At 71.1% G+C, this 23,989-nt stretch carries 26 protein-coding genes and 2 tRNA genes; 16 read left to right on the forward strand and 12 right to left on the reverse strand.

The window, feature by feature from the left end; translation table 11 throughout:
- Positions 1–153: 153 nt before the first annotated feature.
- Positions 154–1,023 carry a hypothetical protein gene (locus ACSUPR_RS06845; RefSeq protein ID WP_436890244.1) on the forward strand — a complete coding sequence of 290 codons (870 nt, stop codon included), beginning with the start codon at positions 154–156 and terminating at the stop codon, positions 1,021–1,023.
- A gap of 215 nt (positions 1,024–1,238) precedes the next feature.
- Here the strand turns inward: ACSUPR_RS06845 and ACSUPR_RS06850 are convergent, their stop codons facing one another.
- The 3 genes from ACSUPR_RS06850 to ACSUPR_RS06860 form a co-directional block, all read right to left on the reverse strand.
- Positions 1,239–2,258, reverse strand: coding sequence for a transcriptional regulator (locus ACSUPR_RS06850; protein ID WP_436890245.1), 1,020 nt, complete (start codon positions 2,256–2,258; stop codon positions 1,239–1,241).
- Positions 2,259–2,363: 105 nt separating this feature from the next.
- Positions 2,364–2,615: a hypothetical protein gene (locus tag ACSUPR_RS06855; RefSeq protein WP_436890246.1), complete on the reverse strand. Its 252-nt coding sequence runs from the start codon at positions 2,613–2,615 to the stop codon at positions 2,364–2,366.
- Positions 2,612–2,908 carry a hypothetical protein gene (locus ACSUPR_RS06860; protein ID WP_436890249.1) on the reverse strand — a complete coding sequence of 99 codons (297 nt, stop codon included), beginning with the start codon at positions 2,906–2,908 and terminating at the stop codon, positions 2,612–2,614. The genes ACSUPR_RS06855 and ACSUPR_RS06860 overlap by 4 nt, the downstream gene beginning before the upstream one ends.
- Before the next feature lie 174 nt (positions 2,909–3,082).
- On the opposite strand from ACSUPR_RS06860, the gene ACSUPR_RS06865 reads away from it, so the two are divergent.
- From ACSUPR_RS06865 to ACSUPR_RS06885, 5 genes are all read left to right on the forward strand, one after another.
- Positions 3,083–3,910: a helix-turn-helix domain-containing protein gene (locus ACSUPR_RS06865; RefSeq protein WP_436890250.1), complete on the forward strand. Its 828-nt coding sequence runs from the start codon at positions 3,083–3,085 to the stop codon at positions 3,908–3,910.
- The gene (locus tag ACSUPR_RS06870) at positions 3,894–4,082 is read left to right on the forward strand and encodes a DUF397 domain-containing protein (protein WP_436890252.1); all 189 of its coding nucleotides are present in this window, start codon (positions 3,894–3,896) and stop codon (positions 4,080–4,082) included. Before ACSUPR_RS06865 ends, ACSUPR_RS06870 begins: the two co-directional genes overlap by 17 nt.
- A gap of 27 nt (positions 4,083–4,109) precedes the next feature.
- Entirely contained in the window at positions 4,110–4,298 is a 189-nt protein-coding gene (locus ACSUPR_RS06875) for a DUF397 domain-containing protein (RefSeq protein ID WP_436890254.1), read from the forward strand.
- Positions 4,299–4,491: 193 nt separating this feature from the next.
- Complete coding sequence (locus ACSUPR_RS06880; protein ID WP_436890256.1) at positions 4,492–4,680, forward strand: helix-turn-helix domain-containing protein; 189 nt, start codon at positions 4,492–4,494, stop codon at positions 4,678–4,680.
- A 36-nt stretch (positions 4,681–4,716) separates the two neighbouring features.
- Positions 4,717–5,898 carry a site-specific integrase gene (locus ACSUPR_RS06885; protein ID WP_436890257.1) on the forward strand — a complete coding sequence of 394 codons (1,182 nt, stop codon included), beginning with the start codon at positions 4,717–4,719 and terminating at the stop codon, positions 5,896–5,898.
- Positions 5,899–5,998: 100 nt separating this feature from the next.
- On the opposite strand, the gene ACSUPR_RS06890 is transcribed toward ACSUPR_RS06885, so the two are convergent.
- Together ACSUPR_RS06890 and ACSUPR_RS06895 are read right to left on the reverse strand one after the other, a co-directional pair.
- Positions 5,999–6,072 (reverse strand) — tRNA-Pro (locus tag ACSUPR_RS06890).
- 90 nt (positions 6,073–6,162) lie between these two features.
- Positions 6,163–7,248, reverse strand: a complete 1,086-nt coding sequence (locus ACSUPR_RS06895; RefSeq protein ID WP_436890258.1) for a class I SAM-dependent methyltransferase — start codon at positions 7,246–7,248, stop codon at positions 6,163–6,165.
- A gap of 368 nt (positions 7,249–7,616) precedes the next feature.
- On the opposite strand from ACSUPR_RS06895, the gene ACSUPR_RS06900 reads away from it, so the two are divergent.
- The 5 genes from ACSUPR_RS06900 (at position 7,617) to ACSUPR_RS06920 (ending at position 12,480) form a co-directional block, all read left to right on the forward strand.
- Positions 7,617–8,864 (forward strand): helix-turn-helix domain-containing protein, encoded by a 1,248-nt coding sequence (locus tag ACSUPR_RS06900; protein ID WP_436890260.1) that lies wholly within the window; start codon positions 7,617–7,619, stop codon positions 8,862–8,864.
- 339 nt (positions 8,865–9,203) lie between these two features.
- Complete coding sequence (locus ACSUPR_RS06905) at positions 9,204–9,617, forward strand: hypothetical protein (protein ID WP_436890261.1); 414 nt, start codon at positions 9,204–9,206, stop codon at positions 9,615–9,617.
- Between the two features lie 183 nt (positions 9,618–9,800).
- Positions 9,801–10,547, forward strand: coding sequence for an SDR family NAD(P)-dependent oxidoreductase (locus tag ACSUPR_RS06910; protein ID WP_436890263.1), 747 nt, complete (start codon positions 9,801–9,803; stop codon positions 10,545–10,547).
- 76 nt (positions 10,548–10,623) lie between these two features.
- On the forward strand, positions 10,624–11,217 hold the full coding sequence (locus tag ACSUPR_RS06915; protein WP_436890264.1) for a TetR/AcrR family transcriptional regulator: 594 nt from the start codon (positions 10,624–10,626) through the stop codon (positions 11,215–11,217).
- Positions 11,218–11,295: 78 nt separating this feature from the next.
- Positions 11,296–12,480, forward strand: coding sequence for an MFS transporter (locus ACSUPR_RS06920; protein WP_436890266.1), 1,185 nt, complete (start codon positions 11,296–11,298; stop codon positions 12,478–12,480).
- A gap of 10 nt (positions 12,481–12,490) precedes the next feature.
- Here ACSUPR_RS06920 and ACSUPR_RS06925 read toward each other — a convergent pair whose 3' ends face one another.
- The gene (locus ACSUPR_RS06925; RefSeq protein ID WP_436890269.1) at positions 12,491–12,955 is read right to left on the reverse strand and encodes a TipAS antibiotic-recognition domain-containing protein; all 465 of its coding nucleotides are present in this window, start codon (positions 12,953–12,955) and stop codon (positions 12,491–12,493) included.
- 569 nt (positions 12,956–13,524) lie between these two features.
- Here ACSUPR_RS06925 and iscB point away from each other — a divergent pair.
- Together iscB and ACSUPR_RS06935 are read left to right on the forward strand one after the other, a co-directional pair.
- On the forward strand, positions 13,525–14,829 hold the full coding sequence (gene iscB / locus ACSUPR_RS06930; RefSeq protein WP_436890271.1) for an RNA-guided endonuclease IscB: 1,305 nt from the start codon (positions 13,525–13,527) through the stop codon (positions 14,827–14,829).
- Positions 14,830–14,856: 27 nt separating this feature from the next.
- Entirely contained in the window at positions 14,857–15,678 is an 822-nt protein-coding gene (locus ACSUPR_RS06935; protein WP_436890274.1) for an SAM-dependent methyltransferase, read from the forward strand.
- Between the two features lie 601 nt (positions 15,679–16,279).
- Here ACSUPR_RS06935 and ACSUPR_RS06940 read toward each other — a convergent pair.
- The 3 genes from ACSUPR_RS06940 to ACSUPR_RS06950 form a co-directional block, all read right to left on the reverse strand.
- Positions 16,280–16,353, reverse strand: a tRNA-Pro gene (locus ACSUPR_RS06940).
- A gap of 95 nt (positions 16,354–16,448) precedes the next feature.
- Positions 16,449–17,108, reverse strand: a complete 660-nt coding sequence (locus tag ACSUPR_RS06945; RefSeq protein WP_436890276.1) for a dienelactone hydrolase family protein — start codon at positions 17,106–17,108, stop codon at positions 16,449–16,451.
- Between the two features lie 78 nt (positions 17,109–17,186).
- Positions 17,187–17,549, reverse strand: a complete 363-nt coding sequence (locus ACSUPR_RS06950) for a VOC family protein (protein ID WP_436890278.1) — start codon at positions 17,547–17,549, stop codon at positions 17,187–17,189.
- 146 nt (positions 17,550–17,695) lie between these two features.
- Between ACSUPR_RS06950 and ACSUPR_RS06955 the strand changes: the two genes are divergently transcribed.
- Complete coding sequence (locus ACSUPR_RS06955) at positions 17,696–18,634, forward strand: helix-turn-helix domain-containing protein (RefSeq protein WP_436890280.1); 939 nt, start codon at positions 17,696–17,698, stop codon at positions 18,632–18,634.
- Complete coding sequence (locus ACSUPR_RS06960) at positions 18,631–19,194, forward strand: dihydrofolate reductase family protein (RefSeq protein ID WP_436890282.1); 564 nt, start codon at positions 18,631–18,633, stop codon at positions 19,192–19,194. The genes ACSUPR_RS06955 and ACSUPR_RS06960 overlap by 4 nt, the downstream gene beginning before the upstream one ends.
- Here the strand turns inward: ACSUPR_RS06960 and ACSUPR_RS06965 are convergent.
- Positions 19,173–19,694, reverse strand: a complete 522-nt coding sequence (locus tag ACSUPR_RS06965) for a DUF523 domain-containing protein (RefSeq protein WP_436890284.1) — start codon at positions 19,692–19,694, stop codon at positions 19,173–19,175. The two genes, ACSUPR_RS06960 and ACSUPR_RS06965, sit on opposite strands and share 22 nt — an antisense overlap.
- 152 nt (positions 19,695–19,846) lie before the next feature.
- On the opposite strand from ACSUPR_RS06965, the gene ACSUPR_RS06970 reads away from it, so the two are divergent.
- Positions 19,847–21,325, forward strand: a complete 1,479-nt coding sequence (locus tag ACSUPR_RS06970; RefSeq protein ID WP_436890286.1) for an MFS transporter — start codon at positions 19,847–19,849, stop codon at positions 21,323–21,325.
- Positions 21,326–21,594: 269 nt separating this feature from the next.
- On the opposite strand, the gene der is transcribed toward ACSUPR_RS06970, so the two are convergent.
- Entirely contained in the window at positions 21,595–23,028 is a 1,434-nt protein-coding gene (gene der / locus ACSUPR_RS06975; protein ID WP_436890288.1) for a ribosome biogenesis GTPase Der, read from the reverse strand.
- A 244-nt stretch (positions 23,029–23,272) separates the two neighbouring features.
- Positions 23,273–23,977 (reverse strand): (d)CMP kinase, encoded by a 705-nt coding sequence (gene cmk, locus ACSUPR_RS06980; RefSeq protein ID WP_436890290.1) that lies wholly within the window; start codon positions 23,975–23,977, stop codon positions 23,273–23,275.
- Positions 23,978–23,989: the final 12 nt, after the last annotated feature.

Raw genomic sequence — 23,989 nt, forward strand, 5'->3', positions numbered from 1 at the left:
AACCCCCATGGCACCAAAAATAAAACAAAGAAAAGAATTAAATCGAAACCACAAGGCTATTCTTTACTTGAGAGATTCCCGAATTTTTAGATATAGCATTTAGCATGAACAGGAAAGAGATCGTTCAGTCGCACAAGAAACAAGGAGATATCCATGAATCGCGTCAGCAAGCCAAGAGCCCACCAGACGGAAAACCAAACTCCCTGCTTGAAGACGTCGCCGTCCGTACAATTGCAGCCGAAAGTTCTCTCAACCGATAGCGACCTCGACTCATCCACGCACTATTGGAAAAATCGACCCTGCCCGAAATGGTGCAACGAAAATCACGAAACAGACAGAACCGTATCAGATGTAATCCACCATAGCGGCTACATTCTCAACATCATCCTCTCAACAGAAGACTTAATCTTTGATTCTGAATCAGAATATCCCCGTTGGATAATGGGCTGCCTTTGGCAACCGCACCTTGACCGGGAGCCGAGCCTACTCCTCTGCGTCGACACAGACGAAGGCGGTGAAGACGAATTTAACCTAACCGCATTCGAGGGATTGGCACTGACTAAAAGCATCAAAAAATTGATCAGGCTGGCAGAAAACGACAAAAACATAAACAAGCGGCAGTCGGAGCTAGTGACCCCGGGAAGGCTTGACAGAAAGCGACCCTACTGGCAGACCACCCCCTGCCCAGAGTGGTGCACCCGATCCCACGGCCGCCTGAATAGCATAGACGAAGCAGTCCACGCCAGCAGACAAGAAGCCGAGTTCATCCTATCCACCCAAAAATCCGAAATAAAGAAAACTGGCCACCTGACAACCATCCCCCCGATTGAAATATCAACGAGCCTAAGGAAGAATCATTTCGAGGCTGAACCCCGGATTGTCATGACCATATCAAGCGACTGGAAAAAGGTGCTAGAACGGAGCCTATCAATCCCCGAGGCGAAAAAACTCAAGAAAGATCTAAAGAAGCTGACCATAATGGCAGCCTCAGAAATTCAAAAGGGACAAGGGGCTCGGAAATAAAAATCCGCGAGATATCGACTCAACGAGTTCTGCCAGCGAAAGCAGCTGCGGCACATGTCGGGCAACCCACCGACCAGGGTGCAACATCCTTTGATCAGGGGAAACACATCCGCAAGAGTACACCCGTCATACGGGCTACCCGGATGATGCACCGATCGACGCCCCCATGGGCCCTCTCGGTTACCGGATCCGAATGGATCTGCGGATAGAAGTGGCTATGCTGCGCCGAGGACATCGCGCACCTCGGGGACGTCGTGGAAACGCTCCAGAGCCCTTCTGACAACCCGGGCGCGTTCGTTGGTGCGCTCGCTGCCCAGACCGTTGGCGATCTCCAGCATGCGGCGAGCGACTTCGGCTGCGGCCTCGGGTTCGTTGGCGTCCGCGTACGCGACCGCGAGCCAGGACAGGTACAGCGCCAGTTCCCGGCCATGAGTGGTGTCGTATCGGGACAGCACGTCGTTGAGCAGCGGCACCGCCCGCAAAGGCCGGTGAAGCTCGGTGTACGCGCGAGCCTCCATGATCTGGAGTTCGCCTTCATCGACCCAGTACAACCAGGCCGGTTCTTCCTCATCACCATGGCGGGCCAGGGCTTCGGACGCCTCTCCCAAGGCACGCATGGCCGCGCGCGCGTCCCCGGCCTTGGTGTGCGCCCATGCAACCCGGTCCCAGAACAACGCCCGAGCCCGCACAGGAGCACCGGGTCCGGCCTCCGCAAGAGCGGCCTCCGCCAGTTCCACCGCTTCGCGTTCCCGACCGATGTTGGCCCACTGGTACGCCAAAGACCCCGCGAGCTGACCGGCCAGCGTTGCATCCTCCGCCTCACGCGCCGCCGACAACCCGAGCCGGTAGATTCCCTCCGCCTGCTCATGCCGCCCCGCATCGGAGGCGATCCATCCGGCGATCTGTGCCAGCTCCCCCACCGCCACACGCAGGGCCCGGCCGACCTCTTCGGTGTGCGTACTCTCCCTGAGCATTGCAACGGAGGCATCGAGTTCACGAACCGCAGGCCCGATGAGGTCCTGCCCCGCGATCACATCATCGGCCAACCGCAAGGCGTGCACACGCGAGGCGAGATCACTCGCCGTCGATCGCCCGACCCGGCGTCCCCGTCCGGTGAGCACCACCGGTGCGTCACCCGAAACTTCGCACAGCGTCTCGGCCAACTGCTGTTGCGACCAGCCGCGTTCGCAGCAGGGACGCCTGGGCAGCCCTTCGGGAAAGAACTCTGTCGGCACTCCCTCATAGTCGCCTATAAGAGAAAGAGCAGTAAGTGCCCACATGCAAAACCCCTTCCACCGGGGAATCGGTGGAAGGGATTGAGGGTTCCGGGCCGCGTGAGGTCAGAGGTAACGCTTGGGCAGGTCGTCCCTCCGCAGCTCTGAAAAAGTGATCATCTTCTGTCCGGGGCGGATGAGCACCGCGCCGCCGTTGGCGAAGAAGAGCGTGCCCCGCTTCTTGAGGTTGAGCAGCCCGACCGCCGAGCACAGGACCTGTCGGCGGGTGACCTTCTCGACCCCTTCGGTCTCCGCGAGGGTGTCAGCGACCTCGGGCGGGACCTCCGCGAGGTAGCGGGGGAACTCGTGCGAGGTCATGTCACCTTCTCCCCCGCCTCGGCGATCTCCAGCACCGCCAGCACCCGGCGCACCATGTCCCGCTCCTGCCCCATGGGCAGACCCTTCTCCGTCTCCCACACATCCTGCTCGGTACGGAACGGCTCCCAGAGCCAGAACCAGAACCAACCGCCCTCCACCCTGGACAGGCGGACGTGCTGACTCTGCTTCCCCTTCTTCAACTCGACCACCTGGCCGGGATGCGGCAGCGCCTTCAGGCCGTTCTCATCCGCCCAGTGGCACAGACGCTTCGCGGCCTCCCTGGTTTCACTCATGTCCCTTATCTCCCGAAAAGCTATTGAATTCCCTCGTTCACCGGACCGAACTTCGAGGGGCTACAGGAAGATCTTCCGAGAGGAAGGAAAGACAACCTAGGGCGCCTGAACAGGTGAGAACATCGGATAAGGCCGGTTGCCTGTTGTTGATGCTTGGTGGAATTTGGTGGTGTCATGGCGAAACGCAAGGTCAGGCCACATGCAAAGGAGTGGGGAACCGAACTCAAGGTTCTCCGGGCCAAGGCCAACAGAACACAGAAGTCCGTCGCCACTGCCGTGCGATGCTCGGACACGCTGATCTGCGGATTCGAGCAGGGAACGCACTGGCCGGGCCGTGACATGGCGGTGAAGCTGGCCGAGGCCCTCCCTGAAGGAAAGTCCCTGGTCACCCTCTGGGACAGGCTCAACTCCAAGAAGTCCTACCCCGACTGGGCCTCGGATCTGGTCAAGGCCGAAGGCCGCACCTTCCTTATGAGGGAGTTCGAGACCACGGTGGTTCCCGGGTTGGTCCAGACGGAGGACTACGCACGGACGCTGATCAAGGCGAACAACTCACTGGGCCCTGCCAGGGACATCGAGGAGCTGGTGTCCGGCCGGATGGACCGGCAGGAGGTCTGGAACCGCGAAGATCCTCCCCGGATGATCCTCATCCTCAACGAAGCGGTGTTGATGTGCTGCACCGGCGGACCTCACGTGATGTCAGCCCAGATCACCCACCTGATGGAAATGGTGGAGCGCGATCTCATCAGGGTGCACATCATCCCCATGAAGACCAGGCGGCCGCCCTCCACTATGAGTTTCACCCTCCTCAGCTTCAACGGTGAGGCCGATGCCCTGTACGTGGAAGACGGGGTGACGGGCAGGATGGTGAACGAAGAGTCAGAGGTCAGCAGGATGGATAGGATTTTCAGCGATCTCCTGGGAGTCGCTCTCTCACCGGAGGAGTCCCTCAAACTCCTCAACCTCCATCGAAGGAAGCATGAAGATGAGTCTCAAGACTGAGTGGGGGACGTCAACCTACTCCCACGGCAATGGTGGACAGTGTGTGGAGGCCAGACGCACATCCGCCGGTGCCGCCATCCGAGACACCCAGAACCGGGAGCTGGCGCTCCTGGAAACCCCCTCCGCTGAGTGGTCCGCCCTCCTCCGTGTTGTGAAGAGTGAGAGCGCCTGACCTCTCCGGACAGGAAGGAGTTCCGCGATGGAACTCACCAAGAAATGGCGTAAGTCTTCCTACAGCGGAGGAAACGGCGGCCACTGTGTAGAGGCCAAGCGAACCTCTGACGGCGCCGCCCTCCGTGACACCCAGAACCGTTCCCTCGGCCAGGTCGAAGCATCGCGGCTGGAGTGGGGAGCACTCCTCACGGCCGTCAAGGGTCCGGCCGCATAGAGCCGCCTCCTCCCCCACACACCACCCCACCAGTGGCATGAGCGCAACGGATCTCTGTTCTTCTGCGGGCCCTGCCGCTTCTAGCGGTAGGGCCCGCAGTGCGTACGCACGCCTTCCGCACCCCACCTGAACCCGATCAGGCCCCCCGATCGCGACCAGAAAGTGAAACCCGCCCGCAAGAAGGGACCCCGGTGTGGAACACAAGGTCGCGTACTCCATCCAGGAAACCGCCCGAGCGCTCAGCCTGGGCACCACCACCGTCAAGAAGCTCATCGCCACCGGACAGCTCCCCTCCGTCCGCATCGGCCGGCGACGCCTCGTCCCCCGCTCCGCCCTGGAGACCTACATCAACCACCTCGTAGAGGAGCAGGCACAGGCCTAGGCTGGACGGGACCGTTCCCGGGAAAGACGAGGAGTGGTGCCCAGAACACCACGCAAGCCCACCAGGACAGACCTGGCCGACCGACCCGACGTGTCGGTCTACCTCGACAAGGCACGCAAACTCTGGCGTGCGGAGATCCGCCTCCGCCAGGACCCGCACACCGGCCGCTGCCAGGTCAAGAAGGTCAGCAGCAAGAGCAAGCACACCCTCTACGACAAACTCGCCCAAGTCCTGGAAGAGCTGGACCAGGGGGTCAACTCCCCCGCCCGCTACACCGTCGCCGACTGCGTGGCGGAGTTCCTGCGGGACCAGACCACAGACCTGGCACCCACCACACGCGACAACTACACACGGCTCGCGCGTACGCACATCACCCCCTACCTCGGCCGGTACCTCCTCGCTGAGTTGCGGGTGGCCGATGTGCTCGCCTGGCTCCGGGGCCGCAAACCGCACCTGTCCTCGCGGACGCTGCGGCTGGTGCTCAACCTGTTGGAGCGCGCCATCCGCTACGCACAGGTCCAAGAGATGGTGGCCCGCAACGTCGCCGAACTCGCACGGCTGGACCAGCGCGGCAGGCTCAAAGGCGACAAGCCCGGACGGCCCTCCAAGTCCATGACGCTGGAACAGGCCATGGCGGTGCTCAAGGCGGCGGAAGGCACTCGGTGGTACGCCTACCTGGTGCTCTCCATCGTCACCGGAGCCCGAACCGAGGAAATCCGAGCGCTGACGTGGGAACAGATCGACACCGACAACACGGTCCCCACGATCCACGTGTGGACCTCGGTGCGAAGTGACGGGGACACCAAGACCCGACGGTCACGGCGCTCCCTGGAACTGCCCCGCATCGCCGTCAAAGCGATCACCGCCCACAAGGCGATGCAGGCCCGAGAGCGACTCGCGGCCGCCGAGCTGTGGCAGGACAACGACCTCGTGTTCTGCACCAGGCGCGGAACACCGCTGGACCACCACAACGTCCTACGGGACCTGCGCACCATCATGAGAAAGGCAGAACTCGACCAGAGCGAATGGACCGCGCGCGAGCTGCGCCACACCTTCGTGTCGCTGCTGTCGGACCACGGTGTGAGCATCGAGGAGATCTCGCTCCTCGTGGGCCACGACGGCACCGACACCACAGAGCGCGTCTACCGCCACCAACTGAGGCCGGTACGCCGGTCAGCAGCCAAAGCGATGGACGCCATCCTGCACGACGTGGGCTGACGGCCCACCCGACCCCGGTTCAACCCCACCCCGACCCCACCGGAGACGAAGAAAGAGGCCCGCCATCCGGCGAACCTCTCTCCGACCTGCTACTTCTCTGTCGGGACGGCGGGATTTGAACCCACGACCCCTTGACCCCCAGTCAAGTGCGCTGCCAAACTGCGCTACGTCCCGCAGGCGGCCGCCGTGGCGGCGCCAACAGGTGAAACCCTATCGCATTCCGGGAGCCGCCGGGAACAACGGGACGCGGGCGCCCCGGAGCCGTCAGCCCCCGGCGCAGACGTAGTAGTTGTTGAACCGGTCGGTGTCGACCTCCTCGACCCGCACCCGGCCGAACCCCGCCTCGGCCAGCATGGCCAGCGCCCTCTGCTCCCCCCAGGCCGACCCCAGGCCGTCGCCGCCCAGGGCCAGGGACACCGTCATGCAGTGCATGAGGGAGACCGTGTAGAGGAAGGTCGCCCAGGGCAGGGCCTCGTTCTCGTGCAGGTCGCTGGACGCCTTGACGTCCACCATGAGGAACCGGCCGCCGGGCCGCAGCGCCCGGTGGATCCCCGCGAGCACCCGGGCGGGGTGCGCCTGGTCGTGGACGGTGTCGAAGGCGGTGATGAAGTCGTAGCCGTCCTCGACGTCCAGCGTCGCGACGTCCCGTAGCTCGAACCGCACGTTGGACAGCCGCATCGCGTCGGCCTCCCCCTGGGCGTACGCGACGGCCTGCGGGGAGAAGTCGTAGCCGACGAACCGGCTGCGCGGATAGGTCAGGCCCATGACGTTGACGGCCCGGCCGCGCCCGCAGCCGACGTCGGCCACGTCGATGCCCAGGGCCAGCCGCTCGGTGATGCCCTCCACCAGCGGCAGCACCCTGTGGACGAGTGCGGCGTCCACCAGCACACCGCCGTCCTCGGCCACGGACTCCTGGAAGCTCTCGTAGGCGCTGTAGGGCACGCCGCCGCCGTGGCGGAACGCCTCCTCCACCTGGTCGTCCACACGCGCCAGCATGGACATGACCGTCATGAGCCGGGCGATGTTGTCGGGGCCGGCCGTCCGGGTCAGGCAGGCGGCGTGCTCGGGGGTGAGCAGGTAGGTACGGGCCTGCGGGTCGTACTCGACCACCCGGGCCATGGTCACGCCGGCCAGCCACTCGCGCACGTACCGCTCGTTCAGGCCGGCCGCCCGGGCCACCTCGGGGGCGGTCATCGGGCCCCGTCCCGCCATGGTGTCGAAGAGGCCGAGCCGGTGCCCGAGGCCGCACAGCAGGGCGGCGCTGCCGGATTCCATGAAGCCGATCAGCCGGTCGGAGAACCCTTCCACCGCTTCCCGGTCCGGTGCTCGCCCTGTGGTCTGCGTGGTCATTCGCGGACTCCTCGCTCGGGGGCGGTCCGCCCGCCGCGAAGGCGGGCGGTCGGCGTGCCGGTACCCGTGGCCACAGGACGCTTCACGGCTCCCCCGGTGCACAGGGCGCATCAGCCGCCACTCGCTGATCAGCCATTTTACGCTTTTCACCCCTGGATTCCGGGTGCGCCCGAAACTCGGCCACCTGTGGCCACGCCCCGTCCTCCGCCCGGCGGGCGGGCCGGTGGCCCCGGCACGCCCCGCCCCGCTCCGGCGACGGATCGTGCGGAAACCCTCCCGGAGCGTGCGCGGCGCCCCTAGCCTGGTGCCGTCCGCCGACACTGCGGACGGCACGGGCCGCCGCGGCGGCGCATCGGGAAGGACTCCGCATGGCCTTCGACGGCATCGGGGAGATCGAGGAAACCGCCGGCTCCGAGCTCCCCTTCGGCACCCGCCTCAAACTCCACCGCGTCCGCAGAGGGCTGACCCGCGAGGTCCTGGGCGGACTGGTGGGCCGCTCCGCCTCCTGGGTGAAGGCCCTGGAGACCGGCCGCCTGGGCACCCCCAAGCTCCCGCTGCTGCTCAAACTGGCGCAGGCCCTGCGGGTGCGCGACCTGGCCGAGCTGACCGGGGCCGGGTCGATCCCGGTCGAGCCGTTCAGCGGCCCCGGGCACCGGAGGCTGCCCGCCGTGCGGGCGGCGGTCAACGCCTTCGCACCCGCCGCCGACCGCCCCGCCCCGGACCCGTCCCTGCTGCGCGCCCGGCTGCGCGGCGCCTGGCGGGCCCGGCACGCGGCCCCCGACCACCGCGAGGTCCTGGGCGCCCTGCTGCCGGAACTGATCGCGGACGCGCAGGCGGCGGTGCACCGGGCGACGCAGGAGTCCGACCGGCGGGCTGCCCGCGCGGTGCTGTCGGAGGTGTACTCGCTGGCACAGTTCTTCATCGCCTACCAGCCCGCGCAGAGCCTGCTGTGGCGGGTGTGCGAGCGCGCCGTGGTGACCGCCCGCGAGGCCGACGACCCGCGGGCCCTGGGCATCGCCGCCTGGCTGATGGTGCAGGCCCACCGCGACGCCGGCGACTGGGACGCCGCGGACGCGGTGGCCGAGGGGGCGCTGGCGCACCTGGGCGGGCACCTGGAGGACCGCGACTCCGACGAGCTGCTGTCGCTGTGGGGCGCCCTGCAGTTCGAGGCGGGCCACACCGCCGCCCGGCGCGGTGAGGGCGGCGCCGCCTGGCACCGCTGGGACACGGCCCGGCGGGCCGCCGAACGGCTCCCGGACGGGTTCTACCACCCCGTCACCTCGTTCTCCCGTGCCGTCCTGGGCGCGCACGCGGTGACGGTGGCGGTGGAACTGCGCAACGGTGGCGAGGGCGTGCGCCAGGCGCTGCGCTCCGAGGCGCACACCATTCCGTCGCGGCCGCGGCGGGCCCGCCACCGGATCGAGCAGGCCCGGGCGCACCGGCTGGACGGGCGGGAGGGCGAGGCGCTGCGGCTGCTGGCGCAGGCGCACGCCTGCGCTCCCGAGACCATCCGTTACAACGGCCACGCCCGCGCCATGATCGCGGAGGGCCTGAGCTCGCGCGAGCACCGCGCGCAGGCGGCCGCGCTGGCCGACCGGGTGGGCGTCCCGGGCTGACCGGCGCCGTCCGCGCGCCCCGGCCCGGTCTTTGCCGACCAGGGGGCACATTCCGTGCCCCCCGTGCCGGACACGGCGGGTTACCGTCGGTGGGTTCCCGGACCGGGAGGGGGCCGGGAACCCACCGACGGTTTCGAGGACACCGACGATGATGCGGATCGGCACCCGCCCGCGGCGGGGTGGTCGCGGGTGAACGGCGGGGCGGTGACGCCCGCTCCCGGTGAGACGCCCGCCCCCGGTGGCAGGAGGGCGCGCGGGCGGACGCAGGGGGGCGGGCCGGACACCGCGCGGGCGGCGGGGGGAGCGGGGGCGGCGGACGCCGCGGAGCCGGGGAGGCCGGTGAGGGTCCTGGTCGTCCGCGACCGGGCGGGGATCGAGGCGTGGGCGCGGGCCCGGGGAGCCGTCGTCCGGCAGGTGGACGAGGACTGGGAGTCCATCACCTACGAGGCGGAGGCGGCGGGTCCGGACGGGGCCCGGACCCGCTGCCGGTACCGCTACCCGATCCCGCGGGCGGCGGCGATGCGGCGGTTGGCCCGCACCTACGTGGTCGGGATGGTGCACGAGGTGGGGCGGGCGCGCTGCCACCACGTGCGCCGGGTGATCCCGGCGGGTTCGACCGAGGCCGAGTCGCGCCGCAACGCCGTTCTCGTCGCCTCGGCCCTGGTCGACCTGGAGCGCCACGGGCGCTGCGGGGCCAGTGTGGCCACCCTGACCCCGTACATGGTGGTGCCGGCCCTGGAGTGGGACGGCTGACCCCGGCTCCACACGGCGCCCGGGGGCGGACCGCGCCCCTCGTATGACGCACGCCACTCCCGGCCGGAGGGCGGGGCGTGCTAGGTTCCGTATTGGAACGAACGGTTCAGAACAGCCCCCGTTCCCGGCCCCGCCCCCGCCTCCCCCGCACCCCCTTCGACCACGGATCGGAAGACCAACGACATGAGCAACCCCCTCGACGGCAAGCGGGCCCTCGTGACCGGCGGCGGCCGCGGCATCGGCGCGGCCATCGCCCTGCGGCTGGCCCGGGACGGAGCGGCGGTGGCCATCGGCTACACCTCCGACCGGGAATCGGCCGAGGCCACGGCTGCGCGCGCCACCGGGCAGGCCGGAGTGAAGGCGGTGGCCGTCCGGGCCGACACCGGGCTCCCCGCCGAGGCCGAACGCCTCGTGGAGGAGACCGTGCACCTCCTGGGCGGCCTCGACATCCTGGTCAACAACGCCGGGATCATCGCGACCGGCCCCATCGGCGAACTGGAACCGGAGACGGTCGCCCGGGTCATCGACGTCAACGTGCTCGGCCCCCTGCTCGTCGCCCGCGCCGCCACCCGGCACCTGGGCGAGGGCGGACGGATCGTCAACATCGGCTCCTCCCTGGGCGAGCGCGCACCCTTCCCCGGCCTGTCCGCCTACTCCGCGTCCAAGGCCGCGATCACCGGACTGACCAAGGCCCTGGCCCGCGAGCTGGGTCCGCGCGGCATCACCGTCAACGAGGTCGCACCGGGCTCCACCGACACCGACATGAACCCGCAGGACGGCCCGGGCGCCGAGGGGCAGAAACAGGGCAGCTCCCTGGGCCGCTTCGCCGCCCCGGAGGAGATCGCCGAGGCGGTCGCCCACCTGGCCTCGCCCCTGGCCGGGTTCACCACCGGCACCCGCCTGGGGGTGGACGGGGGGTCCAACGCCTGAGCCCCGCCCGCGCCCCTCCCCCGGCCCGCGCACCGGTTCTGGTCCGAACGTTCCACAAGCCGGTAGCGTGACACCCATGGGAAGACCGCGGGGATTCGACGAGGAGCGGGTGGTCGAGGCCGCCCGGGACGTGTTCTGGGCGAAGGGGTTCGACGGAGCCTCCACGGCCGACCTGTGCGCGGCCACCGGACTGAACCGCAGCAGCCTCTACAACACGTTCCGGTCCAAGGAACACCTGTTCCAGCGGTCCCTGGCGCACTACATCGCGACCGCGACGGACGGCCAGGTGAAGATCCTGGAGGACGAGGGGCGCAGCGGCCTGGAGCGCATCCGCGCGCTGCTCGCCGACGTCGTGGACGACGCGGCGCGGATCCGGGAGGAGGGACCCTCGGGGTGCTTCGTGGTCAACACGACCACCTCCCCCGCCTCGCACGACCCCGCGGTCGCCCGGGTGCTCGCCGCCGACCTGGACCGGCGCCTGGCGGCGCTGCGCCTGGCCGTCCTGGCGGGCCATGCCGACGGGTCGGTCCGCCGGGACCGCGACCCCGCGGCGACGGCCTGGTACGTCGTCTCGGTGATCTCCGGGATCCGCATCGCGGAGCAGTCGGGGGCCGGGCGCGCGGTCCTGGAGTCCGTCGCCGAGACCGCGGTCGAGGCGCTGCGGGCCTGACCCCGGCCGACCCCCGCCACCCGGCCCCGCACGCCCAAATTTTGAAACGACCAGTTCAGAACAACGGAGGAGACCCCCGTGCCCCCTGCCGTGCCCCTCCTGGCACTCGGCCTGTTCACCATGGTCACCAGTGAGTTCCTCGTCGGCGGCCTCATGCCGCAGATGGCCGAGGACCTGGGGACCACCGTCACCCGCATCGGACACCTCATCACCGCGTTCGCCGCGGCCATGGCCCTGGGCGGGCCGGCCGCCGCCCTGGCGGTCCGCCGCCTGCGCCCCGACCGCGCACTGCTCGTGCTGTTCGCCCTCTTCCTGCTGGGCAACACCCTGGCCGCCCTCGCCTGGTCCTACCCGGCCATGCTCGTCGCCCGGGTCCTCACCGGGGCGGCCGCCGGGGGCTTCTTCGGGGTGGCCGTGTCCACCGCCTCCCGCCTGGTCCCCGAGCACCTGCGCGGGCGCGCCATCGGCACGGCCCTGCAGGGGGTGATGGTGGGCACCCTGTTGGGACTGCCGCTGTCGACGCTCCTGGGCGGGCAGTTCGGCTGGCGGGTCGCCTTCGCCGCCGTGGGCGTCCTCACCGTCGCGGTGGCCGCCGCCACCGCGCGGTACCTGCCCCGGCTGGAGCCGACCGGTGCGGGCGGCGGAGGAGGCGGGCGCGGTGAGTCCGCGGCGTTCCGCGACCCCCGCCTGTGGGCGGTCATGGCGACCTCCACCCTGATCATCGGCGCGACCTTCAGCGCGTTCTCCTACTTCACCCCGATCCTCACCGAGGTCACCGGACTGCCCCGGGACCTGGTCCCCCTGCTGCTGTTCGGCTACGGGGCGGCCACCGTCGCCGGCACCGCCGTGGTCGGCCGGCTGGCCTCCTCCCACACGGTCACCGTCATCGTGGCGGGGCTGGCGCTCAACACCTTGTTCCTGGCCGGGTTCGGCCTGTTCGCCGCGCTGCCGGTCCCGGCTCTGGCCGCCATGGCGGGCATCGGCCTGGTCGGCATCACCCTCAACCCGGCGATGGTCACCCGCGTGCAGCGGCTGGGCGGGGCCGGGACCATGGTCAACACCGCGCACACCTCGTTCATCACCCTGGGGGTGGTGCTCGGCTCCTGGGCGGGCGGTGCGGGCATCGAGGCCTTCGGGCTGCGCGCGCCCCTGTGGATCGGCGCCGCGCTGGCCCTGCTCGCCCTGGCCGCGGTGGTCCCGGCGCTCCCGGCCGCCCGGCGCCGCGTCCGTTCCGCCCCGGTGGCCGCCTCCGACCGGGCCTGACGGACCTGTGTCAGTCCCGCACCCCCGCGCGCTCGGCGTTCGCGATGATCGCCTCCCGCAGCCACTCGGCGGCACCGGGCGCGGTGTTCTCCTCGATGCCCTGCCGGAACCGCCCGTCCTGGACGTAGAGTTCGCTCTTGCGCACGTGGAACCCGTGGTCCATCTCGTAGAACCACCGCGACACGTGGAGCCGGGCCGCCTCCGCGACGTCCATCGCCTCCGCGCCACGCGGGTCCGCCCCGGCGGCCATGAGTTCGCGGATCCGCGCCTCGATCGCGGCGTTGTCGCGGTTGATCCGCTCCCACTCGGCCCTGCCGTACCCCGCGACGCGGCGGGCGGAGTCGGCGTACGCCTCGGAGCCGCCCCACCGCTGCTCGACCTCGCCGAGGTACTCCTCCTCGCGGTCCGCGAAACCGCCCCAGAGCTCCCGCCTGTCCTCGTCCGACAGCGGAGAACGCGTCTTTCGTCGTGTCATGCCGCCACGCTAGGGCCCGACGCCGCGTCAGGGTCAAGCTCCGCCCGGCGGGGGCGGGGCCCTCCCCGCCGGGCGGCGCGGCGGCGCCCGTGTCGTCTAGGGTGGGGCCACGAGAACCCCGCCGCGGCCGGGCTTTGCGGCGTCCGGCCGCCGACGGCCCACCCCCGCGGCGAACCCCCTGAACACCGAGGTGGATGCCCCGTAACGGGATCCCCCGTCTGAAAGCGGGAGCTTTCGACCCCCTGGGTTGAGGGCAGCCGTTACCAGACCCAGCCATCACCCATAGGGAGATGACCTTGATGGCTACGTTCCGCACAGGACAGCAGACCCACCAGGCTGTGCTTCCTCAGCAGCCTGCTCTGGAATCCGCGTCAGCAGACACTCCCCGGATCGGGAACGAAACGGGACGCGGACACCGCCGCACGACGGTGGTACCCGGTGCGGGACATGGTCGAGGGGAGACCACCGGCACCTCACCTGGTGCCGGTGGCGTCACCCTCGAGCCCTCCGGGGCCGGGGAGCAGGGCCGTGAGGCCCACGGCAACACCACCAGAACCACCCACCCGTACGTGTTCGTCCTCGACAGGCACGGCGCACCGCTTCAACCCTGTCCACCGGCCCGGGCTCGCAAGCTCCTGGCCAAGGGCCGGGCCGTCGTGGCCCGCCACACCCCGTTCACGATCCGCCTCAAGGACCGCACCATCGCACAGTCCCAGGTGGACGGGGTCGAGATCGGCGTCGACCCCGGATCGAAGCACACCGGCATCGCCGTGTTCACCGCCCAGGGCGGTGAGCGGCGGGGCCGGTACGCGATCCGGCTCGACCACCGCGGGGATCGGATCCGTAAGAAGATGGGGCAGCGGTCCGCCTACCGGCGGCGCCGACGGACGGCGAACCTGCGCCACCGCGCCCCGCGCTTCCTCAACCGCACCCGGCCCCCAGGGTGGCTCGCCCCGTCCCTGCGCCACCGGGTGGAGACCACCGTCTCGTGGGTGGACCGGCTCGCCCGGTGGGCACCGGTGCGGGCGGTGCACGTGGAGCGGGTCGCGTTCGACACCCACGCCCTGTCCGCCGGCAAACTCCTGGAAGGGGCCGAGTACCAGCGGGGCGCCCTGCACGGCTACGAGGTCCGCGAGTACCTGCTGGCCAAGTTCGGCCGTACCTGCGCCTACTGCGGCGCCACCGGTGTGCCGTTGAACATCGACCACGTACGCCCGCGCTCCCGGGGCGGCTCGGACCGGGTCTCCAACCTGGTCCTGGCGTGCGTGCCGTGCAACCAGGCCAAGGCCGACCGGCCGGTCGAGGAGTTCGTCACCGATCCCGGGGCCCTCGCCAGGATCAAGGCCCGGGCCGAGACGCCGCTGAAGGATGCCGCCGCCGTCAACGCCACGCGATGGGGACTGTGGCGGGCCCTGGACGCTCGCCTGCCCACCCGCGTGGGTTCGGGCGGGCGCACCAGGTGGAACCGGGTCCGCTCGGGTCTGCCGAAGTCCCACACCCTGGACGCGCTGGTCGTCGGGAAGGCCGTTACGGTCACCGAGACGGTGGCCCGGGTGCTGGTCGCCGGGTGTGCGGGGCGCGGGTCCTACGCCCGTACCCGGCCCGACCGACACGGGTTCCCCCGGCTGCGGCTGCCGCGCACCAAGCGGTTCTTCGGGTTCGCCACCGGGGATCTGGTCCGAGCTGTGGTCCCCGCGGGGAAGAACGCCGGAACCCATAGTGGTCGGGTCGCGGTGCGCTCGACCGGCAGCCACACCGTCTCCACCCGGTACGGGCCGGTGAAGACCTCGCACAAGAACCTTCGGCTCCTGCAACGGGCCGACGGCTACACCTACACCATCCAGAAGGAGGCAGGGGTTTCCTCCCCGGCCTGAAGGCCGGGAGGAAACCCCACAAATCCGATGACAGACGCCCCGTCCCCGTCCTCCCCCGCGGGCTCCGACCGCCCCCCGCTCATCGACACCACCCGGACGCACTCCGCCCGCATCTGGAACTACTGGATGGGCGGCAAGGACCACTACCCGATCGACCGGATCGCGGGCGACGCGGTGGCCGAGGGCTTCCCGGAGATCGTGGACCTGGCCCGCACCAGCCGCAAGTTCCTCATCCGGGTCGTCACCCACCTGACGCGCGAGGCGGGCATCCGCCAGTTCCTCGACATCGGGACCGGGATGCCCACCGCGAACAACACCCACGAGGTCGCCCAGGAGATCGCCCCCGAGACCCGAGTGGTGTACGTGGACAACGACCCCCTGGTGCTCGCGCACGCGCGCGCCCTGCTGGTGGGCAGCCCGGAGGGCGCCACCGACTACATCGACGCCGACCTGCGCGACCCCGACACGATCCTGGAGCGCGCCGCCGGGACCCTGGACTTCGACCGGCCCGTCGCGCTCATGCTCATGGGGATCCTGGGACACATCCCCGAGGACGACGTGCAGCCGATCGTGCGCCGCCTGCTGGACGCCCTGCCCTCCGGCAGCTACCTGGCCAGCTACGACGGCGCCAACACCAGCGAGGCCTACAACCGGGCCATCGAGGCCGGCAACGAGCAGGGCGACGTCCCGTACCTGCTGCGCAGCCCGGAGTTCATCGCCGCCCGGTTCGAGGGGCTGGAACTGCTGGACCCCGGCGTGGTGCCCTGCCCGCGCTGGCGCCCGGCACCCCTGGAGGCCCACACCAGGCGCGGCCTGGACCAGTACGGCGGTGTGGGCCGCAAGCCCTGACCGCGGAACGGCCGGGGCGGCACCGGTCACCGCGTCGGTGCGGTGCCGCCTGTCCGGACCGGGGGCGGAACGTCCGTCGGGGAGCCCGCGCTGTCCGCGTGACGAACGGAGCGGACGTGGCCGTGGCCAGGCTGCGGCGTTCGCACGCCGGAGCGGCGGAGCGGCCCCGGCGCCGGAGGCCGCGGAGGGGTGGATGCGGTCCCTACGCCCCGCGGAGTGCCCGGCGGACGGCGGTGACGGACCGCGGGCGCCCGCGGCCACCGGGCGGGGCGAGGAGGCCCCCGCACGGTCTCGTCGCCTCCGCCGACGGCGCCCTCCTGCACGCGGACGCCACCGAGCCGCCACTGCCCGTCGACGACCGCCTGCTGCTCTTCGCCGTGCCCGCGGTCGGCTTCACGGGGCGCCGCGAGGACGCGGTGCGGTACGCGCCCGCCGGGACGACGACGGCCGGGCCCCCGCCGACGGGGCCCGGCGGCCCCGCGCCCCGGACCGGGTGCTCACCTGCGTGGACGTGTGGGCCCCGTGGTGCGGTCCGGTGCCCCGGACACGCAGAAAGAGGCCCACCTGATGGTGGACCCCTCGCTGACCTGCTACTGCTCTGTCGGGACGGCGGGATTTGAACCCACGACCCCTTGACCCCCAGTCAAGTGCGCTGCCAAACTGCGCTACGTCCCGTCGGGCCGGGCCGCTGGCCTGGCCGACGGAGAAGACTCTATCGCATTCCCGGCGGCTCTCGCACCGCCATTGGCAGGGCGCGGCCCCGCACCCCCTCAGTCCCCGCGGGCGCCCATCAGGCGGGAGAACCACGCCGAGGCGGCCCGGGCCACCTCCTCCAGCGCGCCCTCCTCCTCGAACAGGTGCCCCGCGCCCGGGACCACGTGGATCCGGCCGGGGCCGCCCAGCTCGCCGAGCGCCCGCTCGTTGAGCTCCAGCACGCGCGTGTCCGCGCCGCCGACGACGAGCAGCACCGGTGCGCGCACCCGCCGCAGGGTCTCGGTGCCCGCCAGGTCGGGGCGGCCGCCGCGGGAGACCACGCCGACCACCTCCCCCGGGTGTTCGGCCGCGCAGCGCAGCGCCGCGGCGGCCCCCGTGCTGGCGCCGAACAGCCCGACCGGCAGCCCCGCCGTCCCCTCCCACTCCGCCAGCCGGTCCACAGCCCCGGTGAGGCGCCGGGCCAGCAGCCCGATGTCGAAGCGCAGCCCGGCCGTGGCCCGGTCGACGCGCTCCTCCTCCGCCGTGAGCAGGTCGAACAGCAGAGTCGCGATCCCCGCGTCCCGCAGCGCCCCGGCGACGGCCCGGTTGCGGGGGCTGTTCCGGGAGCTGCCGCTGCCGTGGGCGAACGCCGCCACGCCGACGGCGCCCGGCGGCAGGTCCAGGTTCCCCTCGAGTACGGCGTCCGCGGTGCGCACCGTCACCTCGCGCCCGGTCATGGCGGTCCCCTCCCCGGCACGGTCCTCGGAAGGTGCCGCTACCCGCGCGGCCGCGGCGCACACCGCCGACGCCCCTCCTCACCCGCCCAGGGTCCCGTCGAGCCGCTCCACCAGGCAGAACTCGTTCCCCTCGGGGTCGGCCAGGACCGCCAGCCGGTGCCCGTCCTCCTCGAAGGCGGGTCGCAGCACCCGCGCGCCCAGGGCGCGGACCCGCTCGGTCTCGGCCTCCAGGTCGTGGACGACCATGTCCAGGTGCATCCGGTTCTTGCCCGCCTTGGGCTCGGGCACCTTCTGCAGCAGGAGGTCGGGCCACCTCCCGCCGGGGTCGCGCAGGCCCAGGTAGACGGGACCCTCCTCCTGCCGCTCGAAGCCGAGCGCCGCACACCAGAAGTCGGCCGCGGCCCGCAGGTCGTTGGTGTCGAGTACGCAGACCAGTCGCATGTTCTCCTCCGTGTCCGCCGCGGGGCCGGGGCGGGCACCCCGGCCGGATGCGCCACACCCTACGCCTGAGCCGCCCCGCCGTCCCGGCACGCGGGTGCGCAAGAACGGTCAAGCGCCGCCCTCCGCGGCGCGAACATACTGGTCCCATGACCGAACCCACCACCGGCCGGGACCGGCTCCGCGAACTGCTCGACGCGGTCCTGGCGGACGAGGACGGCGGCGGGGGCACCGGCCTGGCCGCCATGGCCGAACGGGCCTACAGCTCCCCGTTCCACTTCTCCCGGCGGCTCAGCCGCGACACCGGGGAGTCCCCGGTCGCGCTGCGCCGCCGGGTGCTGCTGGAGCGGGCCGCCTGGCAGATCCGGCAGGGGTCCAGCGTCACCGACGCCGCGTTCGCCGCGGGCTACCGGTCGGTGGAGGGGTTCATCCGCGCGTTCGGGCGGGCCTTCGGGCACCCGCCGGGGGCGACGACCTCCGGCAGCGGCACCTGGCTGCCCGCGCCGAACGGCATCCACTTCCACCCGCCGGTCCACCTGTGGATCGAGTCGCCCCCCGAGGAGCGCCCCGCCATGGATCCCGTGTCCCTGCAGGTCCACCACGACATCGCCGACACCGGGCGGCTGATCGAGGCCGCGGCCGGGCTCTCGGAGGAGGCCTACCGCAGGGTGCACGCCCCCGGGCGGACCGTCCTGTCCTGGGACGGCCCCGAGGAGTCGGTCGCCGCCGTCCTGGAGCACCTGGTGTGGTCCAAGGAGATGTGGTGCGCCTCCATCGACGGAGAGGACTTCCCCGAGCGCGGAGGTGACGATCCGGAGGCGCTGGCCGAGCGGCACCGGGAGGTCGGCCCGCACTGGATCGCGACGGTCGAGGGCATCGGCCGCCGCGGCGCCTGGAGCGACCGGCTGGTCGACGCCCTGTGCGACCCGCCGGAGAGCTTCGTGCTGGGCTCGGTGGTCGCGCACGTCCTGACGTACGCGGCGCACCGCAGGCAGCTGGTGCGGCACATGCTGCGCGCCGAGGGGCTGGAAGTGGACCACGGGGATCCCATCGAATGGCTGCAGGACCGACACGGAGGCACGACATGACCAGGACCGTCTACAACACCGCCACCAGCCTGGACGGCTTCATCGCGACCGAGGACCATTCGCTGGAGTGGCTGTTCGCCGCAGACGCCGAGGCCGCGGCGCGGGGGGAGAGCGCCGAGAACGAGGTCGAGGAGTTCATGAAGGGGGTCGGCGCGGTCCTCATGGGCGCCTCCACCTACGAGTGGGTGCACCGGCACGAGGGCGACAAGGACTGGGCCTACGACATGCCGTCCTGGGTGCTGACCCACCGGGAGCTGCCGCCGTTCGGGGGCGGCACCGACATCCGGTTCGCCTCCGCCGACTCCGACGACGAGCTGCGCGTCCTGCACGCGAAGGTGGCGGAGTCGGCGGGCGGCAAGGACCTGTGGCTCCTCGGCGGCGGCGGGATCGCCGCGGACCTGGCCCGGCTGGGCCTGCTGGACGAGGTGATCGTCTCCATCGCCCCGGTGACGCTGGGGTCGGGCGCCCCCCTGCTGGCGGGCAGGGTGGACCTCGAGCTGCTGGACGTGCACCGGACCGGGGCGTTCGCCTGCGCCCGCTACGAGGTCGTGCGCTCCTGAGCCCGGCCGCCGTCGGCGCCCCGCAGGCGGGCGTCGGCGGCGGCGATCCCGTGCTCGTTGAACACCGCGATGCCGTGCCCGGACAGCAGGTGGGCGGTCACCCCGCTGCCGGCCAGCTTGCGCCCGGTGAACGTGCCGTCGTAGACCTCGTGGAGTCCGCAGGAGGGGCTGGACTCCTTCAGTACGGCCACGGTCACCCCCCGGTCGCGGGCGAACGCCAGGGCGGCCCGGGCCCCCGCCACGAAGGGCGCGGTGACGTCGTCGCCGCCGGGGGTGAGGATGCGGGCCCGGCCCGCGAGCACGTCGGCCGCGGTGGCGCCGGGCTCGATCTCGGCGGGCGGCCGCGGTACGGGCAGTCCGCCGGCGACCTCGGGGCAGTGCACGACCAGGCGGCCCTCGAGCCGCCAGCGGTCGAGCAGTGCGTCGCCGACGGGTTTGGCGCGGCCGTCGTAGCGCACCGGGCGGCCCACCAGACACGCACTGACCAGGACCTTGTCCATGCCCCTCCTTCTCCCGGCCGACACCGACCACGCTACCGCCCGCCTCCGGTCGGGGGACACATGGCGACACGGACGGAGTATGCCCTCAATCCAGGCGATGTGACGGAAAGTCGCTATCGTGTTCCTTTGAGTGATTTCACCGAGGGGGACACGTGAGCGAGAACCCGACCGGGCCGCGGCCCGGGGACCAGCCGGGCGGAACGCCGGGAACGCTGGTCACCGAGCGCCGCACCACCCGCAAGGCCGTCACCGCCGCCGCCATCGGCAACGCCACCGAATGGTACGACTTCGGCGTCTACAGCTACCTCGCCGTCACCATCGGTCTGGTGTTCTACCCGGCGCAGTCCCAGGGCGTACAGCTCATCGCCACCTTCACCACCTTCGCGGCGGCCTTCCTGGTCCGCCCGCTCGGCGGCCTGTTCTTCGGCCCCCTGGGCGACCGCATCGGCCGCAAGCACGTCCTCGCCCTCACCATGCTGCTCATGGCCGTCAGCACCTTCTGCATCGGCCTCATCCCCCCGGCCGCCGCCATCGGCACCGCCGCACCGGTCCTGCTGCTGGTCGCCCGCATGCTCCAGGGCTTCTCCACCGGCGGCGAGTACGGCGGCGCCACCACCTTCATCGCCGAGTACGCCCCCGACAAGCGCCGCGGCTTCCTCGCCTCCTGGCTGGAGTTCGGCACCGTCAGCGGGTACGTGGGCGGCGCCACCGTCGTCACCGCCATGACCCTGCTGCTGGGCTCGGACGCCATGCTCGCCTGGGGCTGGCGCATCCCGTTCCTGCTCGCCCTGCCGCTCGGCGCCGTCGGCCTCTACCTGCGGGTCAAGCTCGACGAGACACCCGTGTTCACCGAGAACACCCAGGGCTTCGCCAAGGACTCCGAGGGCCGCCGCCGCAGGGGTCAGCTGCGCGCGACCATCGTCGGCCAGTGGCGGAACATACTGCTGTGCGTGGGCCTGGTCCTCGTGTTCAACGTCAACAACTACACGGTGACCGCCTACATGCCCACCTACCTGGAGGCGGAGCTGGGCTACGGCTCCACCACCGCCCTGCTGCTCACACTGGGGGCGATGGCGCTCATGCTGGCCGCCGTCACCGGGTTCGGGCGGCTCAGCGACCGGGTGGGGCGCAGACCGGTGCTGCTGTCGGGCAGCCTGTGCTCCATCGTGCTGACACTGCCCGCGTTCTGGCTGCTGCAGACCGGCAGCGTGGTGGCGGTCGCCCTGGGCATCATGGTGCTGGCGGTCACCCTGGTGCACTTCTCCGGCAGCGCCCCGGCGGCGCTCCCGGCGTTCTTCCCGACCAGTGTCCGCTACGGCGCACTGGCGATCGGCTTCAACATCTCCGTCGCGCTGTTCGGCGGCACCACCCCGCTGATGGCGGAGGCGCTCGTGCAGTCCACCGGCGACCTGTACTCGCCCGCCTGGCTGGTGATGGCCGCGGGCGCCGTCGGCCTGGTCGTGGTGTGGCGGATGAAGGAGAGCGCCGGCCGGCCGCTGCCGGGCGCGCCCGCCATGCCCCTGCCCGAGTACGGGCCCGGCGGCGTCCGGCTGCCCTACCCGCGCCCCGGCGGGGAGGGGACCGGCTACGTGCCGCCCAGCAACGTGCGCCGCCTGCCCTCCGGCCCCTGACGCCCGCCCGCACCGCGCCCGGCGCCCCGGACACGAAGGGGGCGCCCCCCGGTCGGGAGGCGCCCCCTCGGCACGTCGTGGTCAGCGCACGGTCCGGAGCCTGTTTTTCGGATATCTGCTTGTTCCGCAGGGGGTGCGTGAGGCGCCGGCGGGGTTCTGGAGACCCGGAGGAGACGTCCGAGGAACGAGGACGTCTCCTCCGGGACGGAGGTTCCCGCCCTCTAAGGGCGCCGAACACGAACCGAAGCGGAGGTTCAAAAAAACACGGCCTAGGAGCGGCGGCGGCGCTGGCGGTCCGGGCGCACACTGCCCTTGGACGCCTTGCCCACGGCCCCGCCCTTCTTCTCCCGGATCCGCATGCTGATGTGGATCGGCGAGCCCTCGAACCCGAAGTCCTCGCGCAGGCGCCGCTCGATGAACCGCCGGTAGTTGTCCTCCAGGAACCCGGTGGTGAACAGCACGAACTGCGGCGGCTTGGCCCCCGCCTGCGTCGCGAACAGGATCTTGGGCTGCTTGCCGCCGCGCACCGGCGGCGGTGTCGCCGCCACCAGCTCCTTGAGCCAGTTGTTCAGCTGCCCCGTGGGGATGCGCTGGGACCAGCCCGCCAGGCTCGTCTCGATCGCCGGGACCAGCTTCTCCATGTGGCGGCCGGTCCTGGCGGAGATGTTCACCCGCGGCGCCCAGGCGACCCGGGCCAGCTGGCGGTCGATCTCCTTCTCCAGGTAGACGCGGCGGTCCTCGTCCAGGACGTCCCACTTGTTGAACGCCAGCACCAGGCCGCGGCCGGCCTCCACCACCTGCTCGACCACGCGGATGTCCTGCTCGGCCAGCGGCTCGCTGACGTCCATCAGGACCACCGCGACCTCGGCCCGCTCCAGGGCGGTGCCGGTGCGCATCGTGGCGTAGTAGTCGGCGCCCTGCAGCGCCCGGAACCGGCGGCGGATACCCGCGGTGTCGATGAACTTCCAGGTCTTGCCGCCCAGCTCGATCAGCTCGTCGACGGCGTCGCGGGTGGTGCCCGCCACCGAGTCCACGACCACGCGGTCCTCGCCGGCGAGCCGGTTGAGGAGGCTGGACTTGCCCACGTTCGGGCGGCCCAGCAGGGCCACCCGCGGCGGGCCGTCCTCGGTCTCGGGAGCCTCGGCGTCCCGGGCCTGCTCGGGGAAGGCCCCCACCACCGCGTCCAGCAGGTCGCCGGTGCCGCGGCCGTGCAGGGCGCTGATGGGGTAGGGCTCGCCCACACCCAGGTTCCACAGCTCCAGCGCGTCGGACTCCTGCATGCTGCCGTCCACCTTGTTGGCGGCCAGCACCACCGGGCGGTTGGTGGCCCGCAGCACCCGGGTGACGGCCTCGTCCGCGTCGGTGATGCCCACGGTGGCGTCCACCACGAACAGGATCACGTCGGCGGTCTGCGCCGCGTACTCGGCCTGGCGGGCCACCATCGCGGCCAGCCCGCTGACACTGGTCTCCCAGCCGCCGGTGTCCACCAGGGTGAACTGGGTGCTCTGCCACTCGGCGTCGTAGGCGACCCGGTCCCGGGTCACCCCCGGCACGTCCTCCACCACGGCCTCACGGCGGCCGATGATGCGGTTGACCAGGCTTGACTTGCCCACGTTGGGGCGTCCCACCACGGCCACCACCGGCAGGGGGACGGCCGGCCCGTCCTCCACGCCGATGTCGGCGGTGTCGAAGTCGTCACTCATGTACTGCTCCCGGTTCTGGAGTCCCCGCGCGCCCAGGATGCGTGCCGCGAGGAGTGCGAAAACGAACCGGCCGCTCCCGTACGACACGGGGCGGCCCGCTCGGAGCGGACGCCGACGGCGTCCGCCCGTGTACCGCGAAGGGCAACCTCCGCGGGAGTCGATGTGTTCCCCCGGGTGTCCGACATCACCCGCGGCGGCGGGGGCGGACGGGCCCGGGAGGGGCGGCCGGTCGGGCCGCCCGGTGTCAGGCGCGGGCCGCCTCGGCGGCCTCGTCGACCAGCTTGACGACCAGGGCGATGACCTCGTCCAGGGTCAGGCCGGTGGTGTCCAGCTCGGCGGTGTCGGCGGTCAGCGTCAGCGGCGAGTGGGCGCGGCTGGAGTCCAGCCGGTCCCGGCGCTCCAGGTCCGCCTGGGTGGCGGCCACGTCGCCGGTGCGGATCTCCTTGCTGCGGCGCTGCGCGCGGGCCTCGGGGCTGGCGGTGATGAACAGCTTCACCGGGGCGTCCGGGGCGACCACCGTGGTGATGTCGCGGCCCTCCACCACGATGCCCGCGCTCTCGCGCCGGGCCGCGGCGATGACCTCCCGCTGGGTGCGCACCAGCAGCTCACGGGCCTGCGGCACCGCGGACACCGCGGACACGCTGCCGGTGACCTCCTTGCCGCGGATCTCGACGGCCACGTCGCGGCCGTCGACGGACACCGTCGGGGCCGCCGGGTCGGTGCCCATCTCGATGACGGGGCGCTCCACGGCGGCGGCCACCGCTGCGGCGTCGTGCACGTCCACCCCGTTGTCGAGCATCCACCAGGTCAGCGCGCGGTACATGGCGCCGGTGTCGAGGTAGCGCAGGCCCCGCGCCTTGGCCACACCCTTGGAGGTGCTCGACTTGCCCGACCCGGAGGGACCGTCGATCGCGATGACGATGCCCTCGGTGCTGCCCTGCCCGCTCACGTGATCCTGCCT

Origin of the sequence: Nocardiopsis dassonvillei (genome assembly GCF_964273065.1) — a bacterium.
GTDB classification, from domain to species: domain Bacteria; phylum Actinomycetota; class Actinomycetes; order Streptosporangiales; family Streptosporangiaceae; genus Nocardiopsis; species Nocardiopsis dassonvillei_B.

Coding starts and splice junctions, on each gene's coding strand:
- ACSUPR_RS06845 (WP_436890244.1), top strand. CDS start 154: ATGAATCGCGTCAGCAAGCCAAGAGCCCACCAGACGGAAAACCAAACT.
- ACSUPR_RS06855 (WP_436890246.1), bottom strand. CDS start 2,615: ATGACCTCGCACGAGTTCCCCCGCTACCTCGCGGAGGTCCCGCCCGAG.
- ACSUPR_RS06860 (WP_436890249.1), bottom strand. CDS start 2,908: ATGAGTGAAACCAGGGAGGCCGCGAAGCGTCTGTGCCACTGGGCGGAT.
- ACSUPR_RS06865 (WP_436890250.1), top strand. CDS start 3,083: ATGGCGAAACGCAAGGTCAGGCCACATGCAAAGGAGTGGGGAACCGAA.
- ACSUPR_RS06870 (WP_436890252.1), top strand. CDS start 3,894: ATGAGTCTCAAGACTGAGTGGGGGACGTCAACCTACTCCCACGGCAAT.
- ACSUPR_RS06875 (WP_436890254.1), top strand. CDS start 4,110: ATGGAACTCACCAAGAAATGGCGTAAGTCTTCCTACAGCGGAGGAAAC.
- ACSUPR_RS06895 (WP_436890258.1), bottom strand. CDS start 7,248: ATGACCACGCAGACCACAGGGCGAGCACCGGACCGGGAAGCGGTGGAA.
- ACSUPR_RS06900 (WP_436890260.1), top strand. CDS start 7,617: ATGGCCTTCGACGGCATCGGGGAGATCGAGGAAACCGCCGGCTCCGAG.
- ACSUPR_RS06910 (WP_436890263.1), top strand. CDS start 9,801: ATGAGCAACCCCCTCGACGGCAAGCGGGCCCTCGTGACCGGCGGCGGC.
- ACSUPR_RS06915 (WP_436890264.1), top strand. CDS start 10,624: ATGGGAAGACCGCGGGGATTCGACGAGGAGCGGGTGGTCGAGGCCGCC.
- ACSUPR_RS06925 (WP_436890269.1), bottom strand. CDS start 12,955: ATGACACGACGAAAGACGCGTTCTCCGCTGTCGGACGAGGACAGGCGG.
- ACSUPR_RS06935 (WP_436890274.1), top strand. CDS start 14,857: ATGACAGACGCCCCGTCCCCGTCCTCCCCCGCGGGCTCCGACCGCCCC.
- ACSUPR_RS06945 (WP_436890276.1), bottom strand. CDS start 17,108: ATGACCGGGCGCGAGGTGACGGTGCGCACCGCGGACGCCGTACTCGAG.
- ACSUPR_RS06950 (WP_436890278.1), bottom strand. CDS start 17,549: ATGCGACTGGTCTGCGTACTCGACACCAACGACCTGCGGGCCGCGGCC.
- ACSUPR_RS06955 (WP_436890280.1), top strand. CDS start 17,696: ATGACCGAACCCACCACCGGCCGGGACCGGCTCCGCGAACTGCTCGAC.
- ACSUPR_RS06960 (WP_436890282.1), top strand. CDS start 18,631: ATGACCAGGACCGTCTACAACACCGCCACCAGCCTGGACGGCTTCATC.
- ACSUPR_RS06965 (WP_436890284.1), bottom strand. CDS start 19,694: ATGGACAAGGTCCTGGTCAGTGCGTGTCTGGTGGGCCGCCCGGTGCGC.
- der (WP_436890288.1), bottom strand. CDS start 23,028: ATGAGTGACGACTTCGACACCGCCGACATCGGCGTGGAGGACGGGCCG.